At 73.5% G+C, this 25,061-nt stretch carries 24 protein-coding genes; 10 read left to right on the top strand and 14 right to left on the bottom strand.

Features of this window, described 5'->3' with window-relative positions; genetic code table 11:
• Positions 1-5: 5 nt before the first annotated feature.
• Positions 6-893, bottom strand: coding sequence for a helix-turn-helix transcriptional regulator (locus IEZ10_RS17280; RefSeq protein WP_189247541.1), 888 nt, complete (start codon positions 891-893; stop codon positions 6-8).
• Positions 894-1,017: 124 nt separating this feature from the next.
• On the opposite strand from IEZ10_RS17280, the gene IEZ10_RS17285 reads away from it, so the two are divergent.
• Positions 1,018-2,403 carry an MFS transporter gene (locus IEZ10_RS17285; protein ID WP_189247542.1) on the top strand — a complete coding sequence of 462 codons (1,386 nt, stop codon included), beginning with the start codon at positions 1,018-1,020 and terminating at the stop codon, positions 2,401-2,403.
• A 75-nt stretch (positions 2,404-2,478) separates the two neighbouring features.
• Here IEZ10_RS17285 and IEZ10_RS17290 read toward each other — a convergent pair whose 3' ends face one another.
• From IEZ10_RS17290 to IEZ10_RS17300, 3 genes are read right to left on the bottom strand one after another with little or no spacing between them, the layout of a single operon-like run.
• Positions 2,479-3,564, bottom strand: a complete 1,086-nt coding sequence (locus tag IEZ10_RS17290; protein ID WP_189247543.1) for an alcohol dehydrogenase catalytic domain-containing protein — start codon at positions 3,562-3,564, stop codon at positions 2,479-2,481.
• An 11-nt stretch (positions 3,565-3,575) separates the two neighbouring features.
• Positions 3,576-3,770 (bottom strand): ferredoxin, encoded by a 195-nt coding sequence (locus IEZ10_RS17295; RefSeq protein ID WP_179825122.1) that lies wholly within the window; start codon positions 3,768-3,770, stop codon positions 3,576-3,578.
• 10 nt (positions 3,771-3,780) lie between these two features.
• Positions 3,781-4,245: a pyridoxamine 5'-phosphate oxidase family protein gene (locus IEZ10_RS17300; RefSeq protein ID WP_189247544.1), complete on the bottom strand. Its 465-nt coding sequence runs from the start codon at positions 4,243-4,245 to the stop codon at positions 3,781-3,783.
• A 127-nt stretch (positions 4,246-4,372) separates the two neighbouring features.
• On the opposite strand from IEZ10_RS17300, the gene IEZ10_RS17305 reads away from it, so the two are divergent.
• On the top strand, positions 4,373-5,020 hold the full coding sequence (locus IEZ10_RS17305) for a class I SAM-dependent methyltransferase (RefSeq protein ID WP_229811365.1): 648 nt from the start codon (positions 4,373-4,375) through the stop codon (positions 5,018-5,020).
• On the opposite strand, the gene IEZ10_RS17310 is transcribed toward IEZ10_RS17305, so the two are convergent.
• The 5 genes from IEZ10_RS17310 to IEZ10_RS17330 form a co-directional block, all read right to left on the bottom strand.
• Entirely contained in the window at positions 4,927-5,964 is a 1,038-nt protein-coding gene (locus tag IEZ10_RS17310) for a polyketide synthase dehydratase domain-containing protein (protein ID WP_189247545.1), read from the bottom strand. The two genes, IEZ10_RS17305 and IEZ10_RS17310, sit on opposite strands and share 94 nt — an antisense overlap.
• Complete coding sequence (locus IEZ10_RS17315; protein WP_189247546.1) at positions 5,961-7,028, bottom strand: enediyne biosynthesis protein UnbU; 1,068 nt, start codon at positions 7,026-7,028, stop codon at positions 5,961-5,963. Before IEZ10_RS17315 ends, IEZ10_RS17310 begins: the two co-directional genes overlap by 4 nt.
• Before the next feature lie 838 nt (positions 7,029-7,866).
• Positions 7,867-8,907, bottom strand: coding sequence for a prenyltransferase (locus IEZ10_RS17320; RefSeq protein ID WP_189247547.1), 1,041 nt, complete (start codon positions 8,905-8,907; stop codon positions 7,867-7,869).
• Positions 8,908-8,969: 62 nt separating this feature from the next.
• Entirely contained in the window at positions 8,970-9,683 is a 714-nt protein-coding gene (locus IEZ10_RS17325; RefSeq protein ID WP_179825110.1) for a class I SAM-dependent methyltransferase, read from the bottom strand.
• Positions 9,684-9,826: 143 nt separating this feature from the next.
• Positions 9,827-11,071, bottom strand: coding sequence for a glycosyltransferase family 4 protein (locus IEZ10_RS17330; RefSeq protein ID WP_189247548.1), 1,245 nt, complete (start codon positions 11,069-11,071; stop codon positions 9,827-9,829).
• 290 nt (positions 11,072-11,361) lie between these two features.
• On the opposite strand from IEZ10_RS17330, the gene IEZ10_RS17335 reads away from it, so the two are divergent.
• Positions 11,362-12,390: a GDP-mannose 4,6-dehydratase gene (locus IEZ10_RS17335; RefSeq protein WP_189247549.1), complete on the top strand. Its 1,029-nt coding sequence runs from the start codon at positions 11,362-11,364 to the stop codon at positions 12,388-12,390.
• 15 nt (positions 12,391-12,405) lie between these two features.
• Here the strand turns inward: IEZ10_RS17335 and IEZ10_RS17340 are convergent, their stop codons facing one another.
• Positions 12,406-13,035, bottom strand: coding sequence for a TetR/AcrR family transcriptional regulator (locus IEZ10_RS17340; protein WP_189247550.1), 630 nt, complete (start codon positions 13,033-13,035; stop codon positions 12,406-12,408).
• Between the two features lie 87 nt (positions 13,036-13,122).
• On the opposite strand from IEZ10_RS17340, the gene IEZ10_RS17345 reads away from it, so the two are divergent.
• Both IEZ10_RS17345 and IEZ10_RS17350 read left to right on the top strand, forming a co-directional pair.
• Positions 13,123-14,004 (top strand): NAD(P)-dependent oxidoreductase, encoded by an 882-nt coding sequence (locus IEZ10_RS17345; RefSeq protein ID WP_189247551.1) that lies wholly within the window; start codon positions 13,123-13,125, stop codon positions 14,002-14,004.
• Positions 14,005-14,091: 87 nt separating this feature from the next.
• The gene (locus IEZ10_RS17350) at positions 14,092-15,072 is read left to right on the top strand and encodes a polyprenyl synthetase family protein (protein ID WP_189247552.1); all 981 of its coding nucleotides are present in this window, start codon (positions 14,092-14,094) and stop codon (positions 15,070-15,072) included.
• 137 nt (positions 15,073-15,209) lie between these two features.
• Here the strand turns inward: IEZ10_RS17350 and IEZ10_RS17355 are convergent, their stop codons facing one another.
• The 4 genes from IEZ10_RS17355 to IEZ10_RS17370 all read right to left on the bottom strand — a co-directional run bounded on the left by IEZ10_RS17355 (position 15,210) and on the right by IEZ10_RS17370 (position 19,650).
• Entirely contained in the window at positions 15,210-16,412 is a 1,203-nt protein-coding gene (locus IEZ10_RS17355; protein WP_189247553.1) for a cytochrome P450, read from the bottom strand.
• A gap of 169 nt (positions 16,413-16,581) precedes the next feature.
• Positions 16,582-17,616, bottom strand: a complete 1,035-nt coding sequence (locus tag IEZ10_RS17360) for an Lrp/AsnC family transcriptional regulator (protein WP_189247554.1) — start codon at positions 17,614-17,616, stop codon at positions 16,582-16,584.
• Between the two features lie 132 nt (positions 17,617-17,748).
• Positions 17,749-18,906 (bottom strand): steroid 3-ketoacyl-CoA thiolase, encoded by a 1,158-nt coding sequence (locus IEZ10_RS17365; protein WP_189247555.1) that lies wholly within the window; start codon positions 18,904-18,906, stop codon positions 17,749-17,751.
• A 216-nt stretch (positions 18,907-19,122) separates the two neighbouring features.
• The gene (locus IEZ10_RS17370; RefSeq protein ID WP_229811389.1) at positions 19,123-19,650 is read right to left on the bottom strand and encodes a TetR family transcriptional regulator; all 528 of its coding nucleotides are present in this window, start codon (positions 19,648-19,650) and stop codon (positions 19,123-19,125) included.
• 395 nt (positions 19,651-20,045) lie between these two features.
• Here IEZ10_RS17370 and IEZ10_RS17375 point away from each other — a divergent pair, with 395 nt between their 5' ends.
• Genes IEZ10_RS17375 through IEZ10_RS17400 form a run of 5 tightly spaced genes read left to right on the top strand, consistent with a single transcriptional unit; the run spans position 20,046 to position 25,040 of the window.
• The gene (locus IEZ10_RS17375; protein ID WP_189247557.1) at positions 20,046-21,194 is read left to right on the top strand and encodes an acyl-CoA dehydrogenase family protein; all 1,149 of its coding nucleotides are present in this window, start codon (positions 20,046-20,048) and stop codon (positions 21,192-21,194) included.
• Positions 21,191-22,345, top strand: coding sequence for an acyl-CoA dehydrogenase family protein (locus IEZ10_RS17380; protein ID WP_189247558.1), 1,155 nt, complete (start codon positions 21,191-21,193; stop codon positions 22,343-22,345). The genes IEZ10_RS17375 and IEZ10_RS17380 overlap by 4 nt, the downstream gene beginning before the upstream one ends.
• Entirely contained in the window at positions 22,342-23,436 is a 1,095-nt protein-coding gene (locus IEZ10_RS39005) for a bifunctional MaoC family dehydratase N-terminal/OB-fold nucleic acid binding domain-containing protein (protein ID WP_229811366.1), read from the top strand. The genes IEZ10_RS17380 and IEZ10_RS39005 overlap by 4 nt, the downstream gene beginning before the upstream one ends.
• Positions 23,436-23,846 (top strand): MaoC/PaaZ C-terminal domain-containing protein, encoded by a 411-nt coding sequence (locus tag IEZ10_RS17395; RefSeq protein WP_189247559.1) that lies wholly within the window; start codon positions 23,436-23,438, stop codon positions 23,844-23,846. Before IEZ10_RS39005 ends, IEZ10_RS17395 begins: the two co-directional genes overlap by 1 nt.
• Positions 23,847-23,867: 21 nt before the next feature.
• Positions 23,868-25,040, top strand: coding sequence for a lipid-transfer protein (locus tag IEZ10_RS17400; protein WP_189247560.1), 1,173 nt, complete (start codon positions 23,868-23,870; stop codon positions 25,038-25,040).
• Positions 25,041-25,061 lie beyond the last annotated feature (21 nt).

Below are 25,061 nucleotides of genomic sequence, written 5' to 3' on the forward strand. Positions count from 1 at the left end.
GACGACTAGCCCTGTCCCCGGGAGGGTGAGAGGGGCGCCGTCCCGCCGGAACCGCCGGACGGACCGGAGGCGGCGAGGTCGAGAAGCGTCATCGCGTCGTGGTCCGGGCTGCCGGGCGGCGCCATGTAGACGATGAGGCGCTGGCCCTGCGCGCGGTTCAGGGACAGCCCCTCGTGCGAGAGCGTCATCGTGCCGACCTCCGGGTGCCGGAGCGTCTTGGTGCCGTCGCCGATCGTGCACACCTCGTACCGCTCCCAGAGCCGGTTGAAGTCGGGGCTCTTGACGATCAGCTCACCCACGAGTGAGGCGAGATCCGGGGCGTCCGGATCGGTGCCGGCGAGCGCCCGCAGCTGGGCGACGCATCCCTTGGCCTTCCGCTCCCAGTCCGTCCACAGGTCCCGGGCGGCCGGGTGCAGGAAGGTGTACCGGATGGTGTTCCGCTGCCGCTCCGGCCAGTCGGTGATGCCGTGGAGCAGCCGGAGGCCCCCGGGAGTGGCCGCCAGCAGATCGTTGGTGCGGCTCACGACGTACGCCGGGTTGGGCCGGAGCGTCTCCAGAAGCCGCATGACGGTCGGGCGGACCCGCCGCGACGGCAGGGGGCGGGGCTCGGGCGCGCGCCGCGCCGCCCGCGCCGCCAGCTCACGCAGGAAGCCGCGCTCCTCCTCGTTGAGGCGGAGCGCGTCGGCCAGCGCCTCGACCACGGAGGGGCTCGGGCGGGTCTCCTTGCCGCGTTCCAGGCGTACGTAGTAGTCGATGCTCACACCGGCCAGCGCCGCCAGCTCCTCCCGGCGCAGACCCGGCGTACGGCGTGTGCCGGTTCCGGGGGGCAGCCCGACGTCTTCCGGGCGTATGCCGCCACGGCGAGCCAGCAGGAACTTCCCGAACTCGGTCATATCGCCATTTTGTCAGCGGGTGGGCACGTTCCCGGCCCGGAGCCAGGCCCTGTCACACCCCCTGTGGCGCACCCCGGAAGACCGCGGTCTGCCTCGCCCCCGCGAGTCGCACCAGCCTGGACGGATGACTCCTCTCGCACCGGTCCGCGCGTCACAGGGCGCCCGGCGACGCACGGCCGGGCCGAAGCTGATCCTGGCGACCACGCTCATGGGCGCCTTTCTGCTCAACCTCGACGCCATGGCGATGAGCGTGGCGCTGCCCGGGATCGGGCGGGCCCTCGGCGGCGGCACGGCGGGACTGCAGTGGATCGTGGACGCCTACACGCTGATGTTCGCCGCGCTCCTGCTCTCCGCGGGCACGCTCTCCGACCGCGTCGGGGCGAGCCGCGCGTTCGGCGCCGGCGTCGCGGTCTTCACGGTCGCCTCGGCGGCCTGCGGACTGGCACCGGGGCTGGGCGAGCTGATCGCCGCCCGCCTGCTTCAGGGGAGCGCCGCGGCGATCATGCTTCCCTCCTCGCTGGCCCTCGTCCGTCAGGCGTTCCCGGACGCGGCCGAACGGGTGCGGGCCATCGCGCTGTGGGCCGTCGGCGGAGCCGTCGCGGTCGCCGCCGGCCCGGTGGCCGGCGGGGTGCTGTCCAGCACCCTGGGCTGGCGGGCGATCTTCGTCGTCAACCTGCCCATCGGCGTCGTCACCCTCGTGGTGCTGGCCCGCGCGGAGCGCTCGCCGCGCGGTGTCGCGCCGCTCGATCCGTACGGCCAGCTCACGGCGGTCATCGCGCTCGCGGCGCTCACCTTCGGGGTGATCGACGGAGGGGAGAACGGTTTCGGCGAGCCCGTGGTGCTGGGCTGCCTGGGGCTCGCCGCGGTGGCGGCGGCCGCGTTCGTCGTGATCGAGGCGCGCACCGCCGCGCCGATGATCCCGCTCGGTCTCTTCCGTTCGCGCACGGTGACGGTCTCGGTCGTGATCGGCTTCGTCGTCAACGCCGCGTTCTACGGGCTGGTGTTCGTGCTGAGCCTGTTCTTCCAGGACATCCTGAACCTGTCCGCCATGAGCGCGGGGCTGATGTTCCTGCCGATGATGGCCGTGATCGCCGGAGCCAACCTGGCCTCGGCCAGGGCCGCGGCACGCTTCGGGCCGCGGATGCCGATCGCCCTGGGGCAGGCGGTCTTCGCGCTGGCGATGTCCGGCCTGCTCTGGACGGACGAGGGGACCGGCGGGGCGGTGATCGCGGCGATGCTCGTCCCGGCCGGCCTCGGCATGGGTCTCGTCGTGCCCTCCCTGACCGCCGTCCTGCTGAACGACATCGCCGCGGACCGGGCCGGAACGGCCGCCGGGATCCTGAACTCCTTCCGGCAGACGGGCGGCGCGCTCGCCGTGGCCGCCTTCGGAACCTTGGCCGCGGACCGGGGTGAGTTCATCGTGGATCTGCGGGTCGCCCTGTGCGTCGCGGCCGTGATGCTGGTGGTCACCACGGCCGCGGCCCTCATGCTGCCGCGCGACCGTGGCTGACGGGCCGACGACGAGCGGGTCCGGTGAGGGGCCCTCTCGCCGGCGGCGTTCCCGTGAGGCGGTCAGCCCAGGGCGTCAGTCCAGGACGACCACTTGGCGCAGGACCTCGCCGCCGCGCAGGGCGGCCACGGCGTCGTTGAGGTCGGCGAGCCTGATCCGGGCGCTGATCATGCTCTCCAGGTCGAGCTTGCCGGCCTTGTACAGCTTGGCGAAGAAGGGGAAGTCGTGCCGGACGTCGGATCCGCCGTACATCGAGCTGAGGATGTTCTTGCCCTCGAACAGGAGGTTGAAGGCGCTCAGCGGGACCATGTCGTCGACGGCGCCCGCGCCCACCACGATCATGTCGCCGCCGCGCCGGGTCGCCTGCCAGGCGGTCATGATGGCGGCGGACTTGCCGACCGCCTCGAAGCCGTGGTCGAACCCGTGGCCGCCGGTCAGCGTGGCGACGGCGTCCTGGAGCTGGTCGGGGGTGACGGCGTGCGTGGCGCCGACCTTCTTCGCCAGCTCGTGCTTGGACTCGAGCGGGTCGATCGCCAGGATGGTGGTCGCGCCGGAGATCCGCGCCCCCTGGATGATCGACAGGCCGATGCCGCCGGCGCCGACCACCGCGACCGTCGAGCCGGGCCGTACCTTGGCGGTGTTGAGCGCCGCGCCGACGCCGGTCGTGACGCCGCAGCCGATCAGCGCCGCGATCTCGTAGGGGATCTCCGGATCGACCTTGACCGCCCCCTGCCAGGGCACGACGATCTCCTCGCACCAGGTGCCGCACCCGGCCATCCCGAACGCCGGGGTGTCGCCGCCGTAGCGGAACCGGGCGTTGACGAAGCTCTCCATCATGTAGGTCATGCACAGGTACGGCTGGCCGACCAGGCAGTTGGCGCAGTGGCCGCAGGCCGGGGTCCAGTTGACGATGACGCGGTCACCCGGCTGGACCGAGGTCACGTGGTCGCCGATCTCCACCACCTCTCCGGCGCCCTCGTGCCCCGGGATGATCGGGAGCGGCATGGGCAGCACGCCGCTGATCACCGAGAGGTCGGAGTGGCACACGCCGGTCGCCCTGATCTTGATGCGGACGTCCGTCGGGCCCACCGGGGTGAGGGTGAAGTCGTCGCGGATGTCCAGCTTGTCGTCGCCGACGGCGTGCAGAAGCGCACCACGCATGGGGGATCCTCCTAGCTCTCCTTCAAGGAGATGGCGGCTTTGGGGCAGGACCGCGCGGCGTGCCGGACCCGGTCCGACAGCTCCGCGGGCGGCTCGGGCAGCAGCACGTGCAGCTGGTCGTCGTCGTCAAGCTCGAAGACCTCGGGGGCGAGGCCGGTGCAGACGGCGTTGGCCTCGCAGACCAGGTAGTCGACGGTGATTCTCACAGAGGGCCTCCTATGCCGGTGAGGCGAGCTTACGGTGATCCCAGGAGACCACCCGGACGGGCTCGACGACGAAGGCGACCCTTTTACGGCCGGTCTCCGCGACGTACCCCCGCAGGGCCTCCTCGTCGGAGGGCATCCCGGCCATCCGCCGGGCCACGTCCATGCCGACGCCGAGGACGCCCTCGGGGTCGCCGATCCGCCGGGCGGTGCCGTACAGCAGGACGCCGCGCAGGTCGAAGTAGTCCTCGCCGGCCTCGATGAGGCAGGTCACCCGCGCGTCCCGCTCGATGTTGCGCGCCTTCTGGGCCTTGCCGTACGTCCAGAAGGAGATCCTGCCGCCGGTCAGCCCGTAGAACATGGTCACCAGGTGCGGCGTCCCGTCCGGGTTGATCGTGCCGAGCTGGAGTTTCCGCGACGCGGCGACGAAGGCCGTGACCTCGTCCTCCGCCATCGTGATGCGGGCGCGCTGGTTCACGGTGGAAAGTAGAACACGGGGCACAGGGGCGGGCAAGGGTTGTTTGGAATGTTGTTCGGTTTCCGGAGTCGTCGCGGTGTGACGGGGTTTTCGTCGGGATGATGCCGCTTCTGGGTAGGCTGCCTCGATGAGCATCCCGACCATGCCGACCGAGCTGCGGAACGCGGCCCGGCGCGCCAAGGGTTTCATGCCCGACGCCGAGGGCCTCGCCCTCTTCGAGACCGCCGCCGAGTACGGCACGCGCGGCCCGATCTGCGAGATCGGCACCTACTGCGGCAAGTCCGCGATCTACCTCGGCGCGGGGGCGCGTCAGGCGGGCTCCGTCGTCGTCACCGTCGACCACCACCGCGGCTCGGAGGAGATCCAGCCCGGCTGGCCGTACCACGACCCCTCGCTGATGGACCACCGCTTCGGCAAGATGGACTCGCTGCCCACCTTCCGCCAGACGATCGCCGCGGCCGGCCTGGAGGAGGAGGTCATCGCGGTCGTCGGCCCCTCCGACCGGGTCGCGGCGCTGTGGAACACCCCGCTGGGGATGCTCTTCATCGACGGCGGGCACTCCGAGGAGCCGGTGACCAAGGACTACGAGGGATGGGCCCCGCACGTCACGCCGGGCGGCGCGCTCGTCTTCCACGACATCTACCCCGACCCGGCCGACGGCGGGCAGGCGCCGTACCGGGTCTACCAACGGGTGCTCGCCTCCGGGGCGTTCAAGGAGGTCCGGCACACCGGCTCGCTGCGGGTACTGGAGAGGGTCGGCCCCGGCATCGGCTGACGGCCCCTCTCCGCCTCCGCCTCGGCGGCGTCCTCCCGCGCCGCCGGTTCCGCGGCCGGCTCCGGCGGCGTCCACCCCGCCGGGTCCGCCTCCCGCAGCCGCAGGCCGGTCCACGCCACCACCAGCCGGCCCCGCACGTCGGTCGCGGTGACGTCCCAGACGTGCTCGTCCCCTCGGTGGTCGCGCCCGGCGGCGTGCAGCCGCACGTCCCCCTGCGAGGGCCGCACCAGCAGCCGCTCGCCGCCCGAGGGCAGCAGCCGACGATGCGGCACGCACGCCTGCAACGCGTGGATCACCGCGTCGTTCAGCCCGGGACTGCCCAGCACCGGCCTGCCGTACCCGGGGCCGAACCAGCCCAGGGAGTCGTCGCCCCGCAGTTCGCCCCGGCAGCTCCGCGGCCCGGTGAGGGTGAGCCGGACGACCCGGCGGAACCGGCCGGTGGGGAAGCGCGCCGGGCCGCCGGGGAGACCGGCCGTGCCGTACAGGTCGGCGGCCGAAAGCGGGGGACCGTCCGGGCCGAGCCGGGGGACCTCCAGCGTCCCGTCGGTCGGCTCCACCGGGAAGGCGGCGCGGAAGTGGTCGACGTGGAAGGCCGTCTCCTCGCAGCAGAGCACCGTCTCGATCAGCGGCCCGCACCGCAGGGCGCGCACCCGGATCAGGGTGCCGCCGTCGTCGGGCACGACCACCGGCCGGTCGAACGCCATCCGCGTGATCTCGTCCGGCGGCCGCCCGGCCAGCGCGCCCGCGGCCTGCGCCATGGCCTCCAGGGCCACCACGGCGGGGAGCGTCGCGCGGCCGTCGACGCGGTAGTCGTCCAGATAGGGGTCGTCGGCGAGGGAGAGGCGGCTGTCGGCGACGAGCTCCACCCCGGGCACGTGGGTGCGCGCCCCGGCCAGGAACCGCCCCCGTCCGTCCCCGTCCGTCCCGCCCGTCCCGTGGCTCATCGTGGTTCCGCCGTAACCGCCGTAGCCGCGGAGGCCGTGGGAGCGGAAGCGGCGGGAGCCGTCCCGGGGGAGACCGCCGAGCGGGCCGCGGAGGAGGCGGTGAGGGCCCTGCCCGCGCGGCGCCGTACCCGGTTCCGCACGGCCAGGGCCGCGCCGCGGCAGGCGCAGACGGCCACGAGGGCGAGGAACGGCCCGTGGGCGACGCCCAGCACGACCAGCAGGCCGTGGACCGCGGCGGTGGCCGCGCCGAACACGACCTGGGCGCGCCGGCCGGCGGGGGTCGTGTCGGGGTCGGCGACCACGTAGACGGTGTAGAGGGCGAAGGCCACGCCGGTCACCGGCAGCAGGGCGTCCATCACCGAGACGCCGGACAGGACGCCCCGCACGACGGCCTGCGCGGCGAACCCGCCGGCCCAGCCCGCCAGCACCGGCAGCCTGCCGGTCAGCCCCGCGTGCAGCGCCACCCCCAGGCCCAGCACGACCGGCGGAGCCACCACGTCGAACGGCTCCGGCACCCCCGCGGTGAACCGGTACGGTGACGCCGCACCGGTCCACGACAGCAGCACCGTGGCCGTGCCGAGGGCCGCGGGGTTCAGGACGGGGCCGCCCGTCCAGCGGAACCGGAAGACGTACCTGCCGCTGACACCGACCAGCGTGGCCAGCACCACGGGGGACAGGCGGCCGTCGCCGTACAGGAACATCGCGCAGAGCAGGCCGGTGACGTACGACGGCAGGAAGAAGTCGAGCGTCCCGCCGGCCCGCCCGCTCCGGGGGCTCAGGTAGCGGGGCCGGCGCAGGCACGCCCACGCGTCCAGGCTCTCCAGCACGAGTTCGGCGGCGACCCCGGTGGCCGCGCCCGCGATCGGCGCGAGACAGGGCTGCTCGAAGCCGGGGACGAGATGCCCGAGCACGGTCACCAGAGTGAGCGAGCCGGCGAGGCAGCGCAGCGCCGTCCGCCGCGCCCGCGCGGGCGGGATTCCGGAGACCCCGGCCCTCCCCGTGACCCCGGCGGTTCCGGCGCCGTGGACGAGGGTGGCGTCGCGCTCCTCCCCGGCGGCGGTCATGAATACCGGTTCCGCCGCGTCCAGGCCCTCCGGACGCCCGCCCGCCACAGCGACAGCCCGGCCAGGCTCCACGGCCTGGGCGGTCCCGGCATGGCGGGACCGGCCGACGGCGGCGGCGAATCCCACGTGTCCGGGCCGAGCGACTCCGGCAGGAACGCGTGGACCCGCTCAGCGACGGACGCCTGCGCCGTACGGACGTCGGCTGGAGGTCCGGCGGAGGGATCGACGGGGAGGCCGGCCGAAGGAGCGGCGGAAGACCCGGTGGAGGGCGTGGATCGGGGCCCGGCGCCCGCGTTCGCGCTCCGGTCCGGACGGGATTCGGGGAGCGGAACGGGGTCGCGGGCCCGACGGGGGCCGGAGGCCGGGCGATCGCCGGCGGACGGGTGGTCGTCAGTGTCCTCGAAGAGGTCGAGGATCGGGATGACGCCGGTGTCCGCCTCCGCCAGCGCCTCCTTCTCCTTCCTCGAAAGAGGCCCCCGGTGCCGGCCGGGGGTCGTGCGCGGCACCGGGACGCGTCCCGTCTCGGGGGCGGGGTCCGCGGGGATCTTCTTCGCGTCAGGGAACGTCTCCGCCCGGGACATGCCGACCCTGTCGCTCTGAGTCGCTATCCGGGTACCCTCGGCATCGCTCACAGGCCCGAACGTAGTAACACGCATCCGGGCCTTCAAGTACCGCGTTTCGGGTGCCTGGCAAAGAAAACACCAGGCCGGGGGGTCGGAAACGGATCGGGTACGGGGCCCGCGGGGCGGGTGCGGGTCGGTGCGGGAGCCTGTGGAGCCGGAATCTGACCGGGCCCGGGAAACCGCGGGGCCGGGGACGGGTCAGGCCCGGGGACGGATCAGGCCCGGGAGCCCGCGTGGCTGCACCCGCAGCCCGCCGTGGGGCGGTCCGTCGCGTACCCGCCCGCGTCCCGGAAGACGCCCCCGGCGGGGGTGTGACCGTCCAGCGCGTCGGCGGCGAGCACGACGGCCGCGGCGGTGTAGGCGGAGCGCTCGTGCGGGAAGTGCCTGCCGTTCACGAACTGCCAGCCGGTCCAGTAGGAGCCGTCCTCGTGCCGCAGGTGCTGCATGTCGGCGAACAGCCGCAGCGCCCGCTCCCGGTCGCCCACGGCGTCCAGGGCGAGCACCAGCTCGCACGACTCGGCGCCGGTCACCCACGGCTGGTCGGAGACGCAGCGGATGCCGAGGCCCGGTACGACGAACGTGTCCCACTCCTCGGCCAGCCGCGCCCGGGCGGCCGCGCCGCGTACGGCGCCGCCGAGGATCGGGTAGTACCAGTCCATCGAGAAGCGGCTCTTGTCGGCGAACGCCTCGGGGTGGGCGGCGAGGACGTGGCCGAGCCGGTCGGCCGCGAGCTCCCAGTCGGGCTGCGGGTCGCCCAGGCGTTCGCCCAGCAGCACGCCGCAGCGCAGTCCCTGGTGGATGGAGGCGCACCCGGTCAGCAGGGCGTACCCGGCGGGCTCGCCGCTCGCCGTACGCTCCCAGACGATCTCGCCCCGGGTGGTCTGCAGGCCGACGACGAAGTCCAGTGCGGCGCGGACGACCGGCCACATCCCGCGGGCGAAGCCCGCGTCGCCGGTGACCAGCAGCTCGTGCCAGACGCCGACCGCGACGTAGGCGGCGTGGTTGGACTCGCCGCCGTGCTCGGCCGCGCGGCCCCCGACCAGCTTCATCGGCCAGGAACCGTCGGCCCGCTGGGTGCGGGCCAGCCAGTCGTAGCCGCGGCGCACCGGCTCGGTGAGGCCCGCCACGCTCATCGCCATCAGGCACTCGACGTGGTTCCAGGCGTCCACGTGCCCCTCGGGCCACGGCACGCCGCCGTCGGGCTCCTGCAGGGCCGCGATGCTCCGGGCGGTCTGGACGACCTGCTCCCATCTCATCGATCGCTCATCGCGTCGGGTTCGCTCCCGCTCCGGCGGCGACTCCTGTTCCGTCGGGTCGCTCATGCGGGCTTGCGGACGTAGAGCACCACGCTCTTGCCGATGAGGGGGTTGAGCACGGCCTCCGCGATCCGGGTGACGGCCGGGCGCTTCATGATGTCCCAGACGAGGATCTCGTGGTACGCCTTGGCCAGCGGGTGGTCGTCGTTGTTCACACCGACCGCGCACTTGATCCACCAGTACGGCGCGTGCAGGCCGTGGGCGTGGTGGTGGGGGCCGACCTCGAAGCCGACGGATTTGAGCTTGGCGCTCAGCTCGGCCAGCGTGTAGATGCGGACGTGCCCGCCGGGGGCCGTGTGGTACGCCTCGTCGAGGGCCCAGCAGATCCGCTCCGGCAGGAAGCTCGGCACCGTGACGGCCGCCCGGCCGCCCGGTTTGAGCACGCGGAGGATCTCCCGCATCGCGGCCATGTCGTCGGGGATGTGCTCCAGCACCTCGGCGGCGATCACCCGGTCGAAGCTCGCGTCCTCGAACGGCATGTCGAGCGCGTCGCCGGTCACGGTCCGGGCCGTCGCGCCGGGGGGCACCTCTCCGGCCTTGTCCATGGCGGTGAACATGGTGGCGACGCCTTCGAGCTCCTTGGCGTCCATGTCGAAGGCCACCACGTCGGCGCCCCGGCGCAGCACCTCGAAGGCGTGCCGTCCGGCGCCGCAGCCCAGGTCCAGGACCCGGGTTCCGGGCCCGACGGGCAGCCGGCCGAAGTCGACAGTCAGCACTCGCCGCTCCTCTTCAGATGGTCGGGGGTGGAGGGGTGGTCAGGGCCCGAAGGCTCTGGTCCGTGCGGGCCCGGGGGTCCCGGGGGCTCCGGGGATGGGATGGCAGGGCTCGGAGGGCTCGGGAAGGGGCCCCCGAGGGGCCGTCACCGGTCGCGGCGTGCCCGGATGGCCTCGCGGTAGGCGTCCACGGTCCGCTGGGCGACGACGTTCCAGGTGTAGCGCTCCATGACCCGGTCGTAGCCCTTCCTGCCGACCGCCGCCCGCTCCTCGGGGGAGTCGTGCAGGCGGCGCAGCGCGGCGGCCAGCTCCTCGGGGTCGCCGGGCGTCACCTGGACGGCCGCGTCGCCCACCACCTCGGGCAGCGCGCCGGTGCGGCTGGCGATCAGCGGGGTGCCGCAGGCCATGTGCTCGACGGCGGGCAGCGAGAAGCCCTCGTAGAGGGAGGGGACGACCGAGATCTCCGAGGTGGCGATCAGCTCGCCCAGCTCGGTGTCGGAGATGCCGTGCACGAACCGCACCCGGTCCCGCAGGGACAGCTCGGCGACCAGCTTCTCGGTCGGCCCGCCCGGGGTCGGCCTGCTGACCACGGTGAGGTTCACGTCGCGCTCGGTCGCCAGCTTCGCCACCGCGCGCAGCAGCGTCGCGACGCCCTTCATGGGGGAGTCGGCGCTGGCCACCGCGACGATCGAGCCGGGCCGCTTCGGCATGTCCGGGCGGGGGTGGAAGTAGCGGGTGTCCACGCCGAGCGGGATGAGCCGCATGTTGGCCTGGGGCACGTTGAAGTCGCGGTGGATGTCGGCCAGGGACGACTCGCTGACGGTCAGGATGGGCTTCAGCCGGGGGGCGACCTTGGCCTGCATCCGGACGAAGCCGTACCACCGCCGCAGCGACAGCCGCTTGCGCCCCGACGCGGCCGCGAGCTCGATCCGCCGGTCCACACTGATCGGGTGGTGGATGGTGCCGACCACCGGGAAGAGCTTCTGGATGCCGAGCAGGCCGTAGCCGAGCGTCTGGTTGTCCTGCACCACGTCGAAGTCGCCGACGCGCTTCTTCAGCTCGCGGTGGGCCCGCAGGGTGAAGGTCAGCGGCTCGGGGAAGCCCGCGGTCCACATGGTGCCGACCTCCAGGAGGTCGATCCAGTCGCGGTACTCGTGCAGCTTGGGGGTGCGGAAGGGGTCCTCGTCGCGGTACAGGTCCAGGCTGGGGACCTTGTTGAGGATGACGCCCTCGTCGAGCTCGGGGTAGGGCTGGCCGGAGAAGACCTCGACGTGGTGCCCGAGAGCGACCAGCTCCCTGCTGAGATGGCGCAGGTAGACGCCCTGGCCACCGCATGTCGGCTTGCTGCGGTAGGACAGCAGCGCGACGCGCAGCGAATCCGCCCCTGGCACGGCGACCCCTTCCTCATCCCTGCCCGGAAGGGGACAGGTACCGTGAAAGATGACCTTTCCCTCCGGACCCTACCATTCAGTAGGTCTCGCCGACCCGAGGTGTAATCGTTCCCACAGTCCGCCGTACCCGGCCCCAACTGCGATATCAGGGCGACAGAGCATTATTCTATGCAACGCGTTCTAGTTGTGGCGGCGGCGGCGTGATGTCCATGCCAACGACAGGACGGTACATTCGCCGTCACACGCCATATGAGGGGCGAAAGTCTCATCCCATCAGCAAGGAGGACGCGTTGGCCAGGCGCGCACTGATCACCGGCATCACCGGGCAGGACGGTTCATACCTGGCCGAGCACCTGCTGGACGAGGGTTACGAGGTCTGGGGTCTGGTACGGGGCCAGGCCAACCCGCGCGTCTCACGGGTCCGCAGCCTGCTGCGGGACGTCCGGCTCGTCCGTGGCGACCTCCTCGACCAGGGGTCGCTGATCTCCGCCGTGGAGAAGGTCCAGCCCGACGAGGTCTACAACCTGGGCGCCATCTCGTTCGTCCCCATGTCGTGGGAGCAGGCCGAGCTGACCGCCGAGGTCACCGGCATGGGCGTGCTGCGCATGCTGGAGGCCATCCGGGTCTGCTCCGGCGTCTCCTCCTCCCGCTCGGTGGCCGGCTCCGGCCAGATCCGCTTCTACCAGGCGTCGTCCTCGGAGATGTTCGGCCAGGTCCGCGAGACCCCGCAGACGGAGACCACCCCGTTCCACCCCCGCTCGCCGTACGGCGTCGCCAAGGCGTACGGCCACTTCCTCACCCAGAACTACCGCGAGTCCTACGGCATGTACGCGGTGTCGGGGATCCTGTTCAACCACGAGTCCCCGCGCCGGGGCGCGGAGTTCGTCACCCGCAAGGTGAGCCTGGGCGTGGCCAGGATCAAGCTCGGCCTGGCCGGCGAGCTGCGCCTGGGCAACATGGAGGCCCGCCGCGACTGGGGCTACGCCGGCGACTACGTCCGTGCCATGCACCTGATGCTCCGGGCGGACACGCCCGAGGACTACGTCATCGGCACCGGCCGCACCCACACCGTGCGCGATCTGGTGGTCGCCGCCTTCGCCGCCGCCGGCCTCGACTGGGAGCGGTACGTGGTGTGCGACGCGGCCCTGCACCGCCCCGCCGAGGTGGACCTGCTCTGCGCCGATCCGAAGAAGGCCCGCGTCCAGCTCGGCTGGGAGCCCACGGTCTCCTTCGAAGAACTCGTCGCCATGATGGTCGAGTCCGACATCAGGCTCCTGTCCGAGGGCGGCGACCCCGGCCAGGACTCCTCCTGGCCCTGATCCGGCGCCGTCCGGTCAGGAGCGCGCGGCGCCGGGCCGGTGGAGGTCGATCAGCCGGGCCAGGTGCCGTCCGGCGGCGTGCAGCGGCCGGTCGTCCTGCGACACCTGGGCGGCCAGCTCGGCGCCCTCCAGCGTGCTGATCACCGTGTGGGAGAGGTCGTGGGCGTCGTCCTCGGCGAAGCCCGCCCGGCGGAGCCGGTCGAAGACCAGCCGCCGCCAGTGGGCGAAGGCCTCGGCGGCGGCCCGCTGCACGTCGGGCACCCGGCCCGCCGTACCCAGCGCGGTGGCCGTGACCGGGCAGCCGTCCACCCAGTCGGAGGCGCGCAGGCCCTCGGCGAGCCTGCGGGTGCAGGCGACGACGGCCTCGGCCGGGTCGTCCTCGCCGTCGAGGATCTCCCGCAGCTCGTCGGCGAACTCCTTCTCGCCGTGCCGGATCGCGGCGACGGCCAGCTCCTGCTTCCCGCCCGGGAAGAAGTGGTAGACCGAGCCGAGCGTGGCCTCGGCCTCCTGGGAGATCTGCTTGATCCCGGTGCCGTCGTAGCCCTGCCGCTGCATCAGCCGTGAGGCGGTACGGACGATCCGGTCGCGGGTGCCGAGGGCGCCGTGCGGGCCGGCCGCCCCGCGCTGTCGTGCGCTGGTCTTCATCCGGCGAGTCTACCGAATAGAACGTTCGTTACAGGGATGTGCTACGGTCCTCTCTAGATAGAGCGTTCGTTCTAGAAGGGATGCGCGATGAGCGTGCGGGCAGTGACGGTCATCGGACTCGGGCCGATGGGCCGGGCGATGGCGGAGGCGTTCCTCGACCGGGGCTACGAGGTCACCGTGTGGAACAGGACCCCGGAGAAGGCGGACGAACTGGTGGCCAGGGGCGCGACCCGGGCCGCCACGGCCGGTGACGCGCTGGCCGCCGGCGAGGTGGCCGTCCTCAGCCTGACCGACTACGACGCGATGTACGCGATCCTCGGACCGGCCGCGGCGCACCTGCCCGGCAAGGTGATCGTCAACCTGAGCTCCGACACCCCGGACCGGGCCAGGGAGGGAGCGGAGTGGCTGGCCGGGCACGGCGCCCGGCAGCTGACCGGCGGCGTGCAGGTGCCGCCGTCCGGCATCGGGGACCCGGCCTCCTCCACCTTCTACAGCGGCCCCCGGGAGGTGTTCGAGCGGCACCGGCCGACCCTGGAGGTGCTGACCGGCGCCGACTACCGGGGAGAGGACCCGGGGCTGGCGGCGCTGTACTACCAGCTCCAGATGGACATCTTCTGGACCTCGATGCTCAGCTGGCTGCACGCGCTCGCGACGGCCGACGCCAACGGCATCACGGCCGCGGAGTTCCTGCCGTACGCCGCGCGGACCGCGGCGTCGATCCCGGGGTTCATGGAGTTCTACACGCCGCGGATCGACGCCGGGGAGCACCCCGGTGACGTGGACCGGCTGGCCATGGGGGTGGCCAGCGTCGAGCACGTCACGCACACCGTCCACGCGGCCGGCGTCGACGTCGCGCTGCCGGGCGCGGTCCTGGAGATCTTCCGGCGGGGCGCGGCGGCCGGGCACGCCGACTCCAGCTTCACCAGCCTGTTCGAGGTGATGCGGAAGGTCCCGGAGCGCGTGGGCTGAGAGAGGTCTCAGCGGCGCTCAGCGTCACCTCAGCGATCGTCCGGCACCGTGGAGGCGGTCGATGAGGTTGAGCCACGAGGAGGCGCCATGCCCGTCCACGCCGTGCGGCCGGAGGAGATCCTCGCCGTTCCCGCCGTCTCCGCGGGACTGGCGCGGGTGGAGAGGCGCATCCGGCGGCTGAGCGCCTCCTCCCGGCTGCCGCTCGTCAACCGGGCGGCCGGTCACATCACCGGCGCGGGCGGCAAGCGGCTGCGCGCCGCGCTGACACTGGCGACCGCGCTCGCCGTGGGCGGGCGGATCGACGGCCGGACGGTCACCGCGGCGGCCTGCGTCGAGCTGATCCACGCCGGGTCACTGGTCCACGACGACCTCATGGACGGCGCCGGGCAGCGCCGGGGAGTACGGACCCTCAACGCCGAGCTGGGCGACGCCAGGGCGTTGGTCGTCGGCGACTTCATGCTCGCCCGGGCCGGGCTCGCCGCGCTGACCTCGGCCTCCAGGCACGTGGCCGAGACGCTCGCCGCCGTGGTCGTCGAGCTGGCCGAGGGGCAGTTCCAGGAGACGGCCGAGCTGTTCGACCCCGCCCGCACCCCCGAGGCGGCCCTGCGGTCCATCACCGGCAAGACCGCCTCCCTGTTCCGGGCGAGCTGCGTGGTGGCCCACCCGGCCGGGCGGACCATGGCGGCGTACGGCGAGCGGTTCGGCGTCATCTTCCAGGTCCTGGACGACCTGCTCGACCTGGCCTCCACCGCCGACCGGCTGGGCAAGCCGGTCGGCAACGACCTGCGGCAGGGCGTCTACACCCTGCCGCTGCTGCTGGCGCTCCGCCACGACCGCGGGGAGCTGCGGTCCCTCCTCGGCAGGCGGCTGACGGAGGAGGAGATCGCGTTCGTGCTCACCCGCCTGCGCGAGGGGCACATGGTCGACGACACGCTGGAGTACTGCCGGGGCCTGGCCGCCGACGCCCTGGCCGCGCTGCCCGCCGTCGCCGACCCGGAGGTCGCCGCCGCCCTGTACGCGCTGCCCGGTGCCTACGTCGACCGGGCGGAGTCCCTGCTGACGCGGTGAGGGCGGGACCCGGCCGCCGATCCCGGGACCCGCCCGCCGATCCGGGGGCCCGCCCGCCGATCCGGGGGCCCGCCCGCCGATCCGGGGGCCCGCCCGCCGATCCGGGGGCCGGCGGGCGGGAACGGCGGCGCCGGGGTTCAGGAGACCGTGGCCGGGAGCTCCTTGATGCCGTTGATGAAGTTGGAGCGGAGCCGCCGGGCCGGGCCCGCCTGGGCGAGGTTCGGCAGCCGCTCGGCCAGCACCTCGAAGAGCACCCGCAGCTCCAGCTTGGCCAGGTGGTTGCCGAGGCAGAAGTGGGCGCCGCCGCCGCCGAAGCCGATGTGGGGGTTGGGGGTGCGGCCGATGTCGAACACCCCGGGGTCGGCGAAGACGTCCTCGTCGCGGTTGGCGGAGGTGTAGAACACCACGACCTTGTCGCCCTCCTTGACCTCCTGCTCGCCGATCACCGTGTCGGCGGTCGCCGTACGGCGGAAGAGGTTGACCGGGGAGACCCAGCGGACGATCTCGTCGGCGGCGGTGCCGGCCAGCGCGCGGTCGGCGACCAGGCGCCGCCACTGCTCGGGGTGCTCGAAGAACCCGAGCATGCCGCCGGAGGCCGCGTTGCGGGTCGTCTCGTTGCCCGCCACCACCAGCAGCAGCACGAACAGGTCGAACTCGTTCTCGTCGAGGACCTCGCCGTTGTCGTCGGGACGCAGAAGCTTGGTGATGATGTCGTCGCGGGGCTCCTCGCGGCGCTCGGCGGCGAGCCGGTTGGCGTAGGCGTAGACCTCCGCGGCGGCGTCGCGCCCCTCGGTGGGGTCGGCCGCGTAGTCGGGGTCCTCCGCGCCGATCATCTGGTTGGACCAGGTGAAGAGCTTGTCGCGGTCCTCGACGGGGGCGCCGAGCAGCTCGCAGATCACGTACAGCGGCAGCGGGGCGGCGATGTCCCGGACGAAGTCGATGGAGGAGCGGCCCCTGGCCTCGTCCACGAGGTCGTGGCAGATGTCGCGGATGTGCTGCTCCAGGGCGCCGATGACGCGCGGGGTGAAGCCCCGGTTGACCAGCGAGCGGCGCCGGGTGTGCTCCGGCGGGTCCTGGTTGAGCATCATCATCCGCTGGAACTCGCGCTGCTCCTCCGGCATCTCTTCGAAGAGCGCGAGCTTCCTGCTGGAGGAGAACAGGTCGGGGCGGCGGGAGACCTGCACGACGTCGGCGTGCCTGGTGACCGCCCAGAAGTCGGGCCAGCCGAGGCCTCCGCCGGCGTGCCGGTGGACCGGATCGTTGGCCCGCAGCCAGGCGAACCGGTCGTGGGGCGCGCCTTCGCGCGCGTAGAGATCCTGGTCGACGAGGTTGATGTCCATGGCCCTCCCCGGGGGAACCGCCCGCGCGTCCTCGCGGGCGTCGTGCTGCCGGCGTACGCCACGCCACGCCGCGGGTGACGGGCGTGCCCGCCCGGCCCGCCAGCCTAACCGATCAAGCGCTTGGTGGGGCATCTGCTGTAACGCGTTCTATTATGTACCTCCGGGCGCGTCAAGGTACGGCTTCCGCGTCTCTTCCCGGCGTTCCGCGGCACGCCTCGATCGGGCCGGCCCAGCGCTCCACCCGGCCGTCACGCTTGATCATGAAACCGCGCTTGAGCGGCCGGAGCACCACCGTGGTCTCGATCGCCCGCATCCCGGGCAGGCCGCCGATGCCCCGCAGGAACTCGTACAGCTCGGACCGCCCCGGCACGACCACGTGCGCCACGAGCTGGTGGTCGCCGGCCACCGCCACCAGGTACCGCACCTCCGGAAGCGCGGCCAGCGCGTGCCCGACGGCCTCCACCTCGCACTCGGCCACCCGCAGCCAGAGCACCGCCTCGACCGGCAGCCCGAGGTAGGCGGGCTCGATCTCGGCGCGGATGCGCAGGATCCCCCGGCGCAGCAGGGAGTCCAGGCGTCGGCGGGCCGTGGACTCGCTGATCCCGGCGGCGGACGCGACCTCCGCGTGGGTGGCGCGGCCGTCGGTGACGACCGCCGCGATGATCCGCGCGTCCTCGGCCGGCGGCGCCTCGCGCGGGCGCTGGAGGCGGCCCGGCAGCGGGGCCCACTGCTCGCGCAGCCCCTCCACCTCCTGCGGGGTCAGCACGTCGAGGTGCCACTCCTGGGGGGTCTTGAAGTAGCGCAGCGCCGGATAGGCGACGCTCTCCACGACCCCGTCGATCGACGGGATGCCCCGGAACAGCAGATCGATCATGGCGTCGTCGGCCACGGACAGCTCGGCCGTGCAGTCCACCGAGCCCGAGACCAGCGCGGCGAACCGGGTCTCGGGCAGCTCGGCGAGCGCCTCGCCCGCGTCGATCACCGTCCCGGGACGGCAGCGCAGCCGCAGCACCGACGACCCCAGCCGCCGGTCCTCGACCAGCCCGACCACCGAGAGCACCCCCGACTCGATCAGCCGGGCCGCCCTCCTGGCGACGTTGCGCGTGGGCTCGCCCAGCACGCGCCCGATGCGGTCCCAGGTGGCCCGCCCGTTCACCTGCAGGGCGGCGACCACCCGCAGGTCGGCTTCACCGAGTGGCTGCATGGCGTCATCCTCATGGCGGGAAAGGGTCGCCGCAAGCGTACGGCCTCGTGATCATTCCCGGCGGGGGAACGCGGGGAGCCGGCGGGGAAACGCGGGGAGAACACGCACCCCCGCGGACGCGTCGCCGCCGCGTCAAAGCCGTTCGAGGACGGTCGCGGTGGCCAGCGCGCCGCCCGCGCACATCGTCACCAGCGCGGTCGAGGAGTCCGACCGCTCCAGCTCGTGCAGGGCGGTGGTGACCAGCCGGGCGCCGGTCGCGCCGACCGGGTGGCCGAGCGCGATGGCCCCGCCGCAGACGTTGACCCGGTCCATGTCCGGCCGGTGCACCGACGCCCAGGACAGCACGACCGAGGCGAACGCCTCGTTCACCTCGAACAGGTCGACGTCCGCCACCCGCATGCCCGCCGCGGACAGCACCCTGGCGGTCGCCTCCACCGGCCCGTCCAGGTGGTAGTACGGCTCGGCGCCGACGAGCGCCTGGGCGCGGATCCGGGCGCGGGGGCGCAGGCCGTACCGGGCGGCGGCCTCCTCGCTCGTCAGCAGCACCGCCGCCGCGCCGTCGGAGATCTGCGACGAGGTCCCGGCGGTGTGCAGGCCGCCCTCTCCCGTCACCGGCCGCAGCCGTGCCAGCCCCTCGGCCGTGGTCTCGCGGAGCCCCTGGTCGGCGGTCACGACGCGGCTCTCCCCGGTCGGCCGTCCGTCCTCGCCCAGGACCGGAGCCGCCACCGGGACGACCTCCCGGTCGAAGCGGCCCCCGGCCCACGCGCGGGCGGCCAGGCGCTGGGACCGGACGCCGAAGGCGTCGAGCCGCTCGCGGGTCAGTCCGCGCCGCCGCGCGATCCGCTCGGCGGCGGTGAACTGGTCGGGCAGGTCGATGGCCCAGTCGTCGGGCCGGGGGTCGGCCGGGAGCACGTTGCTGCCCAGCGGGGCCCGGCTCATCACCTCGACGCCGCAGGCCACCCCGACCTCGATGACGCCCGCCTCGATGAGGGCGGCGACCAGGTGCACGGCCTGCTGCGAGGAGCCGCACTGCGCGTCGACCGTGGTCACGCCCGTTCCGTACGGCAGGCCGGCGTAGAGCCAGGCGTACCGGCCCACGTGCCCGCCCTGCTCACCCGCCTGGGTGACGCACCCGGCGAAGACCTGGTCCACGGCCGCCGGGTCGATCCCGGACCTGCCGATCAGGCCGTTCAGCGCCGCGGCGAGCAACGCCTGCGGTTTCAGGCCCGCGAGCACGCCGCCGCGCCTGCCGATCGGGGTCCTGACGGCCTCGACGATCACCGCGCCCATCCGACCTCCCAGCCCGACCGCACCCGCCTGTGACTGTAACTCGTTCTAGTTTCCGGCGGAAGGCGAAGGAGGGAGGTCACCGGAAGGAGGCGGAGGGCGGGAGGCTCGGGAGGGCGAGGGTAGGAGATCTCCGGAGGGCAGGCGGGGACGGGAGGTCTCCGGGGAGCAGGCGGGGATGGGAGGTCTCCGGAGGGAAGGGCGGGGCGGGATGAGCGGTCAGAAGCCGGCGAGCAGCCGGTCGGCCGCGATCTCGACGCGGCGCTGCACCTGCTCGTGCGTGCGGCGGCCGCGGAGCATCTCCAGCAGCTCCTGCACCCAGACGCTGGACAGCGAACCGGCCAGGATGGCCTGCTCCTCGGTGGCGGTCTCCATCGTCAGCCGGTCCCCGGCGGCGCGCAGCAGCAGGCCGGTCATCCGGTCGCCGAACGGGGTGCCGACCTCGGCGATGATCAGCGAGCGGATGAGCGCGTCGGCCAGCTCGGGCTCGCGCATGAGACCGCGGGTGGCGCGCATCAGCACGTCCACGGCGCGTCCGGCGGCGGTGGCGGCGCTCGGCGGGCGGCGCTCGATGCTGCCTTCGAGCAGGTCGAACTCCTCGCTGACCACCGCGACGACCAGGTCCATCTTCGATGGGAAGTAGCGGTAGAGGGTGCCGAGGGCGACCCCGGCGCGCTCGGCGACCGTGCGCATCTGCATGGCCTCGACGCCGCCGCGGGAGGCGAGCGCGGCGGCCGCCTGGACGATGCGCTTGCGGCGCTGGTGCTGGCTCCTGGAACGGACGCCGCCGGACGCCGCCGGCTCGCCCTGCGAACCCTGTGCGCCCGAGGCGCCCTTGGCGGCACCCGAGGATCCCTTGGCCGCGCCCGGCCGGGAGGACCCGGGGGTCGAAGCGTGCGGGGCGCGGGTGGCCGCGGATGCTCCGATGGTCGTACGCGGGACACGCATGAGAACACGTTATCTGATCTCCGGTCGTCCGGGTGAGTTACCCGCCGGTTGTGAGGGCCATCGGCCCTTCCACGGAAGACGCCCGCCCACCGTACGGTGCCGCACGTCCCCGCCGGTGGCCCCTGGACGGGGATTGAAATCTGTTCTAGTTTCCGGATCGGTTGGCTTGAGCGTTTTAGCCCCCTGGAGCGCCCGTGGACTTCACCCTTGACGAGACCCAGAGCGAGCTGCGCGCCCTCGCCGCAGACCTCCTCGGCCGCGAGGCGGCCACCGAACGGATCGAGGCCCACGAGGCGGGCGGCGCGCCGTACGACGCGGGGCTGTGGCGCTCCCTCGCCCACGCCGGGCTGCTGGGCGCCTGCCTTCCCGAGGAGGCGGGCGGCGCGGGGCTCGGACCGGTGGAGATGGCCGTCCTGCTGCGGGAGGCCGGGGCGCACGTGGCCCCGGCGCCGCTCCTGGCGAGCCTGGTCGCCGCGCTGACCGTCGCGCGGCACGGCTCCCCGGAGCAGCGCGCGGCGCTGGCCCCGCTGGCCGAGGGGCGGGCGGTGCTGACCGCCGCGCTGCGCGGCCCCGGCCGTGACCTCGGCGCCGCCCCCACCGTGACGGCCCGCCTCGCGGGCGGACCCGATCCCGCGGGGGGCCCGGACGCCGCCCCCACCGTGACCGCCCGCTCCCGCGGCGACGGGTGGGTGCTGACCGGACGGGCCGGCACCGTCCCCTACGCCGCCCAGGCGTCGGCGATCCTCGTCCCCGCCGCCACCGAAGAGGGCGCCGGCCTGTTCCTGGTGGCCCCCGGGGCGGCGGCCCTGCGGCCGGTGCGCGTCTCCACCGGCGAGCCCGCCGCCACCCTCACCCTCCACGACTCCCCGGGAGAGCCCGTGGGCGGGCCGGACGGCCGGGCCACGGAGGGTCTGCGCCTGCTGGCGCTCGCCGGGATCGTCGCCGTCGCCTCCGGCGTGCTGGCCGGGGCGCTCGCGCTGACCACCGAGCACATCAGGAACCGCAGGCAGTTCGGCCGGGCGCTGGCCGAGTTCCAGGCGGTCACCGTGCAGATCGCCGACGTCTACATCGCCGCCCGCACCCTGGACGTCGCCATGTGGTCCGGGGCGTGGCGGCTGGCCGAGGGCATGGACGCCGAGGCCGACGCCGACCTGTCCGTCGCGGCCCTCACCGTCACGGACGCGGCGCTCGCCGCGCTGCACACCTGCCAGCACCTGCACGGCGGGATCGGCCTGGACGTGGCCTACCCGCTGCACCGCCACTTCGCCTGGGGCAAGCACCACGCCCACCTGCTGGGCGGTGTGGAGGCCCGGCTCGACGCGATCGGAGCCCTTCTTCGATGATGATCGACCTGACCCCCGAGCAGCGGCGGCTCCGCCACGAGCTGCACGAGTACTTCACCGTCTGCCTGTCCGCCGAGGAGCGCCGGGAGATCGCCGCCGACCCGTTCGGCCCGGCCTACATGCGGCACTGCCGCAGGCTCGGCCGTGACGGCAAGCTCGGCCTGGGCTGGCCGGAGAAGTACGGCGGCGGCGGGTACGGCCCGATGGAGCAGCAGATCTTCGCCAACGAGATCGCCCGCGCCGAGGTGCCCTACCCGATCATCACAGTGCAGACCGTCGGCCCGACCATCATGCGGTACGGCACGGCCGCGCAGAAGGAGTTCTTCCTGCCGCGCATCCTGGCCGGGGAGTGCCACTTCGCCATCGGCTACAGCGAGCCCGAGGCGGGCACCGACCTCGCGGCCCTGCGCACCACCGCGGTCCGCGACGGCGACCACTACGTCGTCAACGGGCAGAAGATCTTCACCTCGGGCGCCCACCGCGCCGACCACATCTGGCTGGCCGCCCGCACCGACCCGGCCGCCGACAGGCACCGGGGCATCACGATGCTGATCGTCGACTGCGCCGACCCGGGCTTCTCGTGGACCCCGATCACGACCATGGACGGCCGCCACCACACCAACTCCACCTACTACACCGATGTGCGGGTGCCGGTGGACATGGTGGTGGGGGAGGAGAACCGGGGCTGGGACCTGATCGTCGAGCAGCTCAACCACGAGCGGGTCACGCTCGGCCCGGCGGGCAACATCGCGCACGTCCACGACCGCTTCCTGAGGTGGGCGCGCGCCACCGGCCTGATCGACGAGCCCGCCGTACGGCGCGCGCTGGCCGGGGTGTACGCCTGCCTGCGGACCAACGAGCTGCTGAACTGGCAGGTCGCGGCGGGCATGGACCTGGGCTGGCTGGGCGCCCCCGACGCCTCGGCCACCAAGATCTACGGCTCGGAGCGCATGCAGGAGGTCGGCCGGATCGTCGGGGACGTCCTGGCCCGGTTCGGCGACCCGGACGACGAGGAGACGGCCGACTTCGCCGAGCGCCTCGACCGCGGCGTCAAGGGCGCGATCGTGCTGACCTTCGGCGGCGGCGTCAACGAGATCCAGCGCGAGCTCATCGCCATGCTGGGCCTGAACCTGCCGAGGCCGCCCCGATGACCGCCGCGAACCCTCCCGCCGGGGTCCCGGACCCGGGCTTCCACGAACGGCTCACCGCGCTGGCCGAGAAGAGGATGGCCGCGGGCGAGGTGTACGGGGAGGCCGCGGCCGACCCGGTCAACCTTCCGATGATCCGGCACTGGGCCGCCGCCATGGGCGACGCCAACCCCCTCCACACCGACGCGGAGGCCGCCGCCGCGGGTGTCCACGGGGAGATCGTGGCTCCCCCGGCGATGATCCAGGTCTGGACCATGCCGGGCCTCGCCGGACCGGCCGGGCGGACGGGAGGGGACGGGGGGTCCGGAGGGCAGGGGAGGGCCGGGGACCAGGGACCGGGCGGGCGGGCCGTACAGGCCGGTGGGAGCGGAGAACACGGCCCGGACGGGCGGCCCGGGAGCGGGGGCGGCCCGATCGACGACGTGCTCGCGGCCCTCGACGCCGCCGGCTACACCGGGGTGGTCGCGACGAACTGCGAGCAGACCTACGACCGCTACCTGAGGCTCGGCGAGCGGCCGGTCCCGGCCACCCGGCTCACCGGGCTGTCCGGGCCGAAGCGGACGGCCCTCGGCGAGGGTTACTTCGTCACCTGGAACGTCACCTGGTACTCGGAGGGCGAGCGGGTGGCCCAGATGCTGTTCCGGGTGCTGAAATTTCATCCCGAGGGGCGCAAAACCACTCCCGATACCCGGCAGCCGTACCCGCTGGGACCGGCCGTCAACGACGACACCGCCTTCTTCTGGGAGGGTGTGGCCCGAGGCGAGTTGCGGATCCAGAGATGCGCCGACTGCGGCGAGCTCCGGCATCCCCCCGGTCCGGTCTGCCCCTCGTGCCGCTCGGCCGGCCGGACGTACGTCGTGGCGAGCGGCGAGGGTGAGGTCTACAGCTACGTGGTGCACCACAACCCGCCGGTCCCGGGATGGGAGACGCCGTTCGCGGTGGCGGTGGTCCAGCTGCCGGAGGGCGTGCGGATCGTGGGCGCCGTCGTGGACTGCGCTCCCGCGGAAGTGGGTATCGGTATGCCGTTGCGTGTGACGTATCGCCAGAAGGACGACAACCTCATACTGCCCCTCTGGGTCCCCCGGGAGACGTGATGCGGACGCTTACCGAAGACGAGGTCCAGGTCGGAGTGGCGCTCCCCGAGCTCGCGATCGACCTGACCCCCACCGCGGTCGTCTCGACGGCACTGGCCACGATGGACTTCACCCCCGTCCACCACGACCCGGCGAGCGCCAGGGCACAGGGAGCGAAGGACGTCTTCCTCAACATCCTGACCACGATGGGCCTCGTCGAGCGCTACGTCACCGACTGGGCGGGCCCCGAGGCGCTGATCCGCGGCATCAACGTCAAGCTGGGCGTCCCGGCCTACGCCGGTGACCGGCTGACCTTCACCGGCACCGTCGTCGGGCGGGAGAACGGCGAGTTCACCGTCGAGGTGCGGGGCAGGGTCAGCCTGGGCGACCACGCCTCGGGCACCGTCCGCGTCGCCCTCCCCGACCGCTGACCCACCAGAAAGGCCCCCACCGTGGTCTCCTTTTCGGGGAGTACGGCCGTCGCCGGCATCGGCGCGACCGAGTTCTCCAAGCAGTCGGGCAGGTCGGAGCTCCGGCTCGCCGCCGAGGCGGTGTTCGCGGCGCTGGACGACGCCGGCCTCGGCCCGTCGGACGTGGACGGCCTGGTGACCTACACCCAGGACGCCAACGACGAGATCGCCGTGGCCCGCGAGGTGGGCATCGGCGACCTGACCTTCTTCTCCCGGGTCCACTACGGCGGCGGCGCGGCGTGCGGCACGGTGATGCACGCGGCGATGGCCGTCGCGACCGGCGTCGCCGAGACCGTCGTCTGCTACCGGGCGTTCAACGAGCGCTCCGGCCGCAGGTACGGCCGGCCCGACCCCGGGCTCGGCGGCGCGCCGTCGTCCCTGGGCCTGGAGATGAGCTGGCACGTGCCGCAGGGGCTGATGACCCCGGCGGCGTGGGTCGCCATGTTCGCCCGCCGGTACATGCACGTCCACGGCGCGACGTCCGAGGACTTCGGCAGGGTGGCGGTCGCCATGCGGCGGCACGCGGCCACCAACCCCGCCGCGTGGTTCCACGGCCGGCCGATCACCCTCGCCGAGCACCAGGCGTCGCGGTGGATCGTCGATCCGCTGCACCTGCTCGACTGCTGCCAGGAGAGCGACGGCGCGGTGGCGCTGGTGGTCACTTCGGCCGAGCGCGCCCGTGACCTGCGGCGGACCCCGGCCCTGATCACCGCCGCGGCCCAGGGGTCGGGGGCCGAGCAGATGATGATGACCAGCTACTACCGCGACGACATGACCGGCCTGCCGGAGATGGGGGTGGTCGGCCGCCGGCTGTGGGAGCAGGCGGGGTTCGGCCCCGAGGACGTGCAGACGGCCGTCCTGTACGACCACTTCACGCCGTTCGTGCTCGTCCAGCTGGAGGAGCTGGGGTTCTGCGGGCGGGGTGAGGCGCGCCACCTCGTGGCGGACGGCGGCATCGAGATCGACGGCCGGCTGCCGGTCAATCCGCACGGCGGGCAGCTCGGCGAGGCGTACATCCACGGCATGAACGGCATCGCCGAGGCCGTCCGGCAGGTCCGGGGCACCGCGGCCAACCAGGTGGCGGACGTCCGCAACGTCCTGGTCACCGCCGGCACCGGCGTGCCGACCAGCGGGCTGGTCCTGTCGGCGGGCTGAGACGCCGGACCGTTCACGGCG

The sequence above is a fragment of the Streptosporangium pseudovulgare genome, assembly GCF_014648055.1.
GTDB lineage: Bacteria > Actinomycetota > Actinomycetes > Streptosporangiales > Streptosporangiaceae > Streptosporangium > Streptosporangium pseudovulgare.

Excerpts from the sequence above, each read along its gene's own strand:
- IEZ10_RS17355 (WP_189247553.1), bottom strand. The coding sequence starts at position 16,412 with ATGGACATCAACCTCGTCGACCAGGATCTCTACGCGCGCGAAGGCGCG.
- IEZ10_RS17280 (WP_189247541.1), bottom strand. The coding sequence starts at position 893 with ATGACCGAGTTCGGGAAGTTCCTGCTGGCTCGCCGTGGCGGCATACGC.
- IEZ10_RS17360 (WP_189247554.1), bottom strand. The coding sequence starts at position 17,616 with ATGCAGCCACTCGGTGAAGCCGACCTGCGGGTGGTCGCCGCCCTGCAG.
- IEZ10_RS17315 (WP_189247546.1), bottom strand. The coding sequence starts at position 7,028 with ATGACCGCCGCCGGGGAGGAGCGCGACGCCACCCTCGTCCACGGCGCC.
- IEZ10_RS17350 (WP_189247552.1), top strand. The coding sequence starts at position 14,092 with ATGCCCGTCCACGCCGTGCGGCCGGAGGAGATCCTCGCCGTTCCCGCC.
- IEZ10_RS17395 (WP_189247559.1), top strand. The coding sequence starts at position 23,436 with ATGCGGACGCTTACCGAAGACGAGGTCCAGGTCGGAGTGGCGCTCCCC.
- IEZ10_RS17285 (WP_189247542.1), top strand. The coding sequence starts at position 1,018 with ATGACTCCTCTCGCACCGGTCCGCGCGTCACAGGGCGCCCGGCGACGC.
- IEZ10_RS17305 (WP_229811365.1), top strand. The coding sequence starts at position 4,373 with ATGAGCATCCCGACCATGCCGACCGAGCTGCGGAACGCGGCCCGGCGC.
- IEZ10_RS17345 (WP_189247551.1), top strand. The coding sequence starts at position 13,123 with ATGAGCGTGCGGGCAGTGACGGTCATCGGACTCGGGCCGATGGGCCGG.
- IEZ10_RS17310 (WP_189247545.1), bottom strand. The coding sequence starts at position 5,964 with ATGAGCCACGGGACGGGCGGGACGGACGGGGACGGACGGGGGCGGTTC.
- IEZ10_RS17380 (WP_189247558.1), top strand. The coding sequence starts at position 21,191 with ATGATGATCGACCTGACCCCCGAGCAGCGGCGGCTCCGCCACGAGCTG.
- IEZ10_RS17320 (WP_189247547.1), bottom strand. The coding sequence starts at position 8,907 with ATGAGATGGGAGCAGGTCGTCCAGACCGCCCGGAGCATCGCGGCCCTG.
- IEZ10_RS17290 (WP_189247543.1), bottom strand. The coding sequence starts at position 3,564 with ATGCGTGGTGCGCTTCTGCACGCCGTCGGCGACGACAAGCTGGACATC.
- IEZ10_RS39005 (WP_229811366.1), top strand. The coding sequence starts at position 22,342 with ATGACCGCCGCGAACCCTCCCGCCGGGGTCCCGGACCCGGGCTTCCAC.
- IEZ10_RS17365 (WP_189247555.1), bottom strand. The coding sequence starts at position 18,906 with ATGGGCGCGGTGATCGTCGAGGCCGTCAGGACCCCGATCGGCAGGCGC.
- IEZ10_RS17340 (WP_189247550.1), bottom strand. The coding sequence starts at position 13,035 with ATGAAGACCAGCGCACGACAGCGCGGGGCGGCCGGCCCGCACGGCGCC.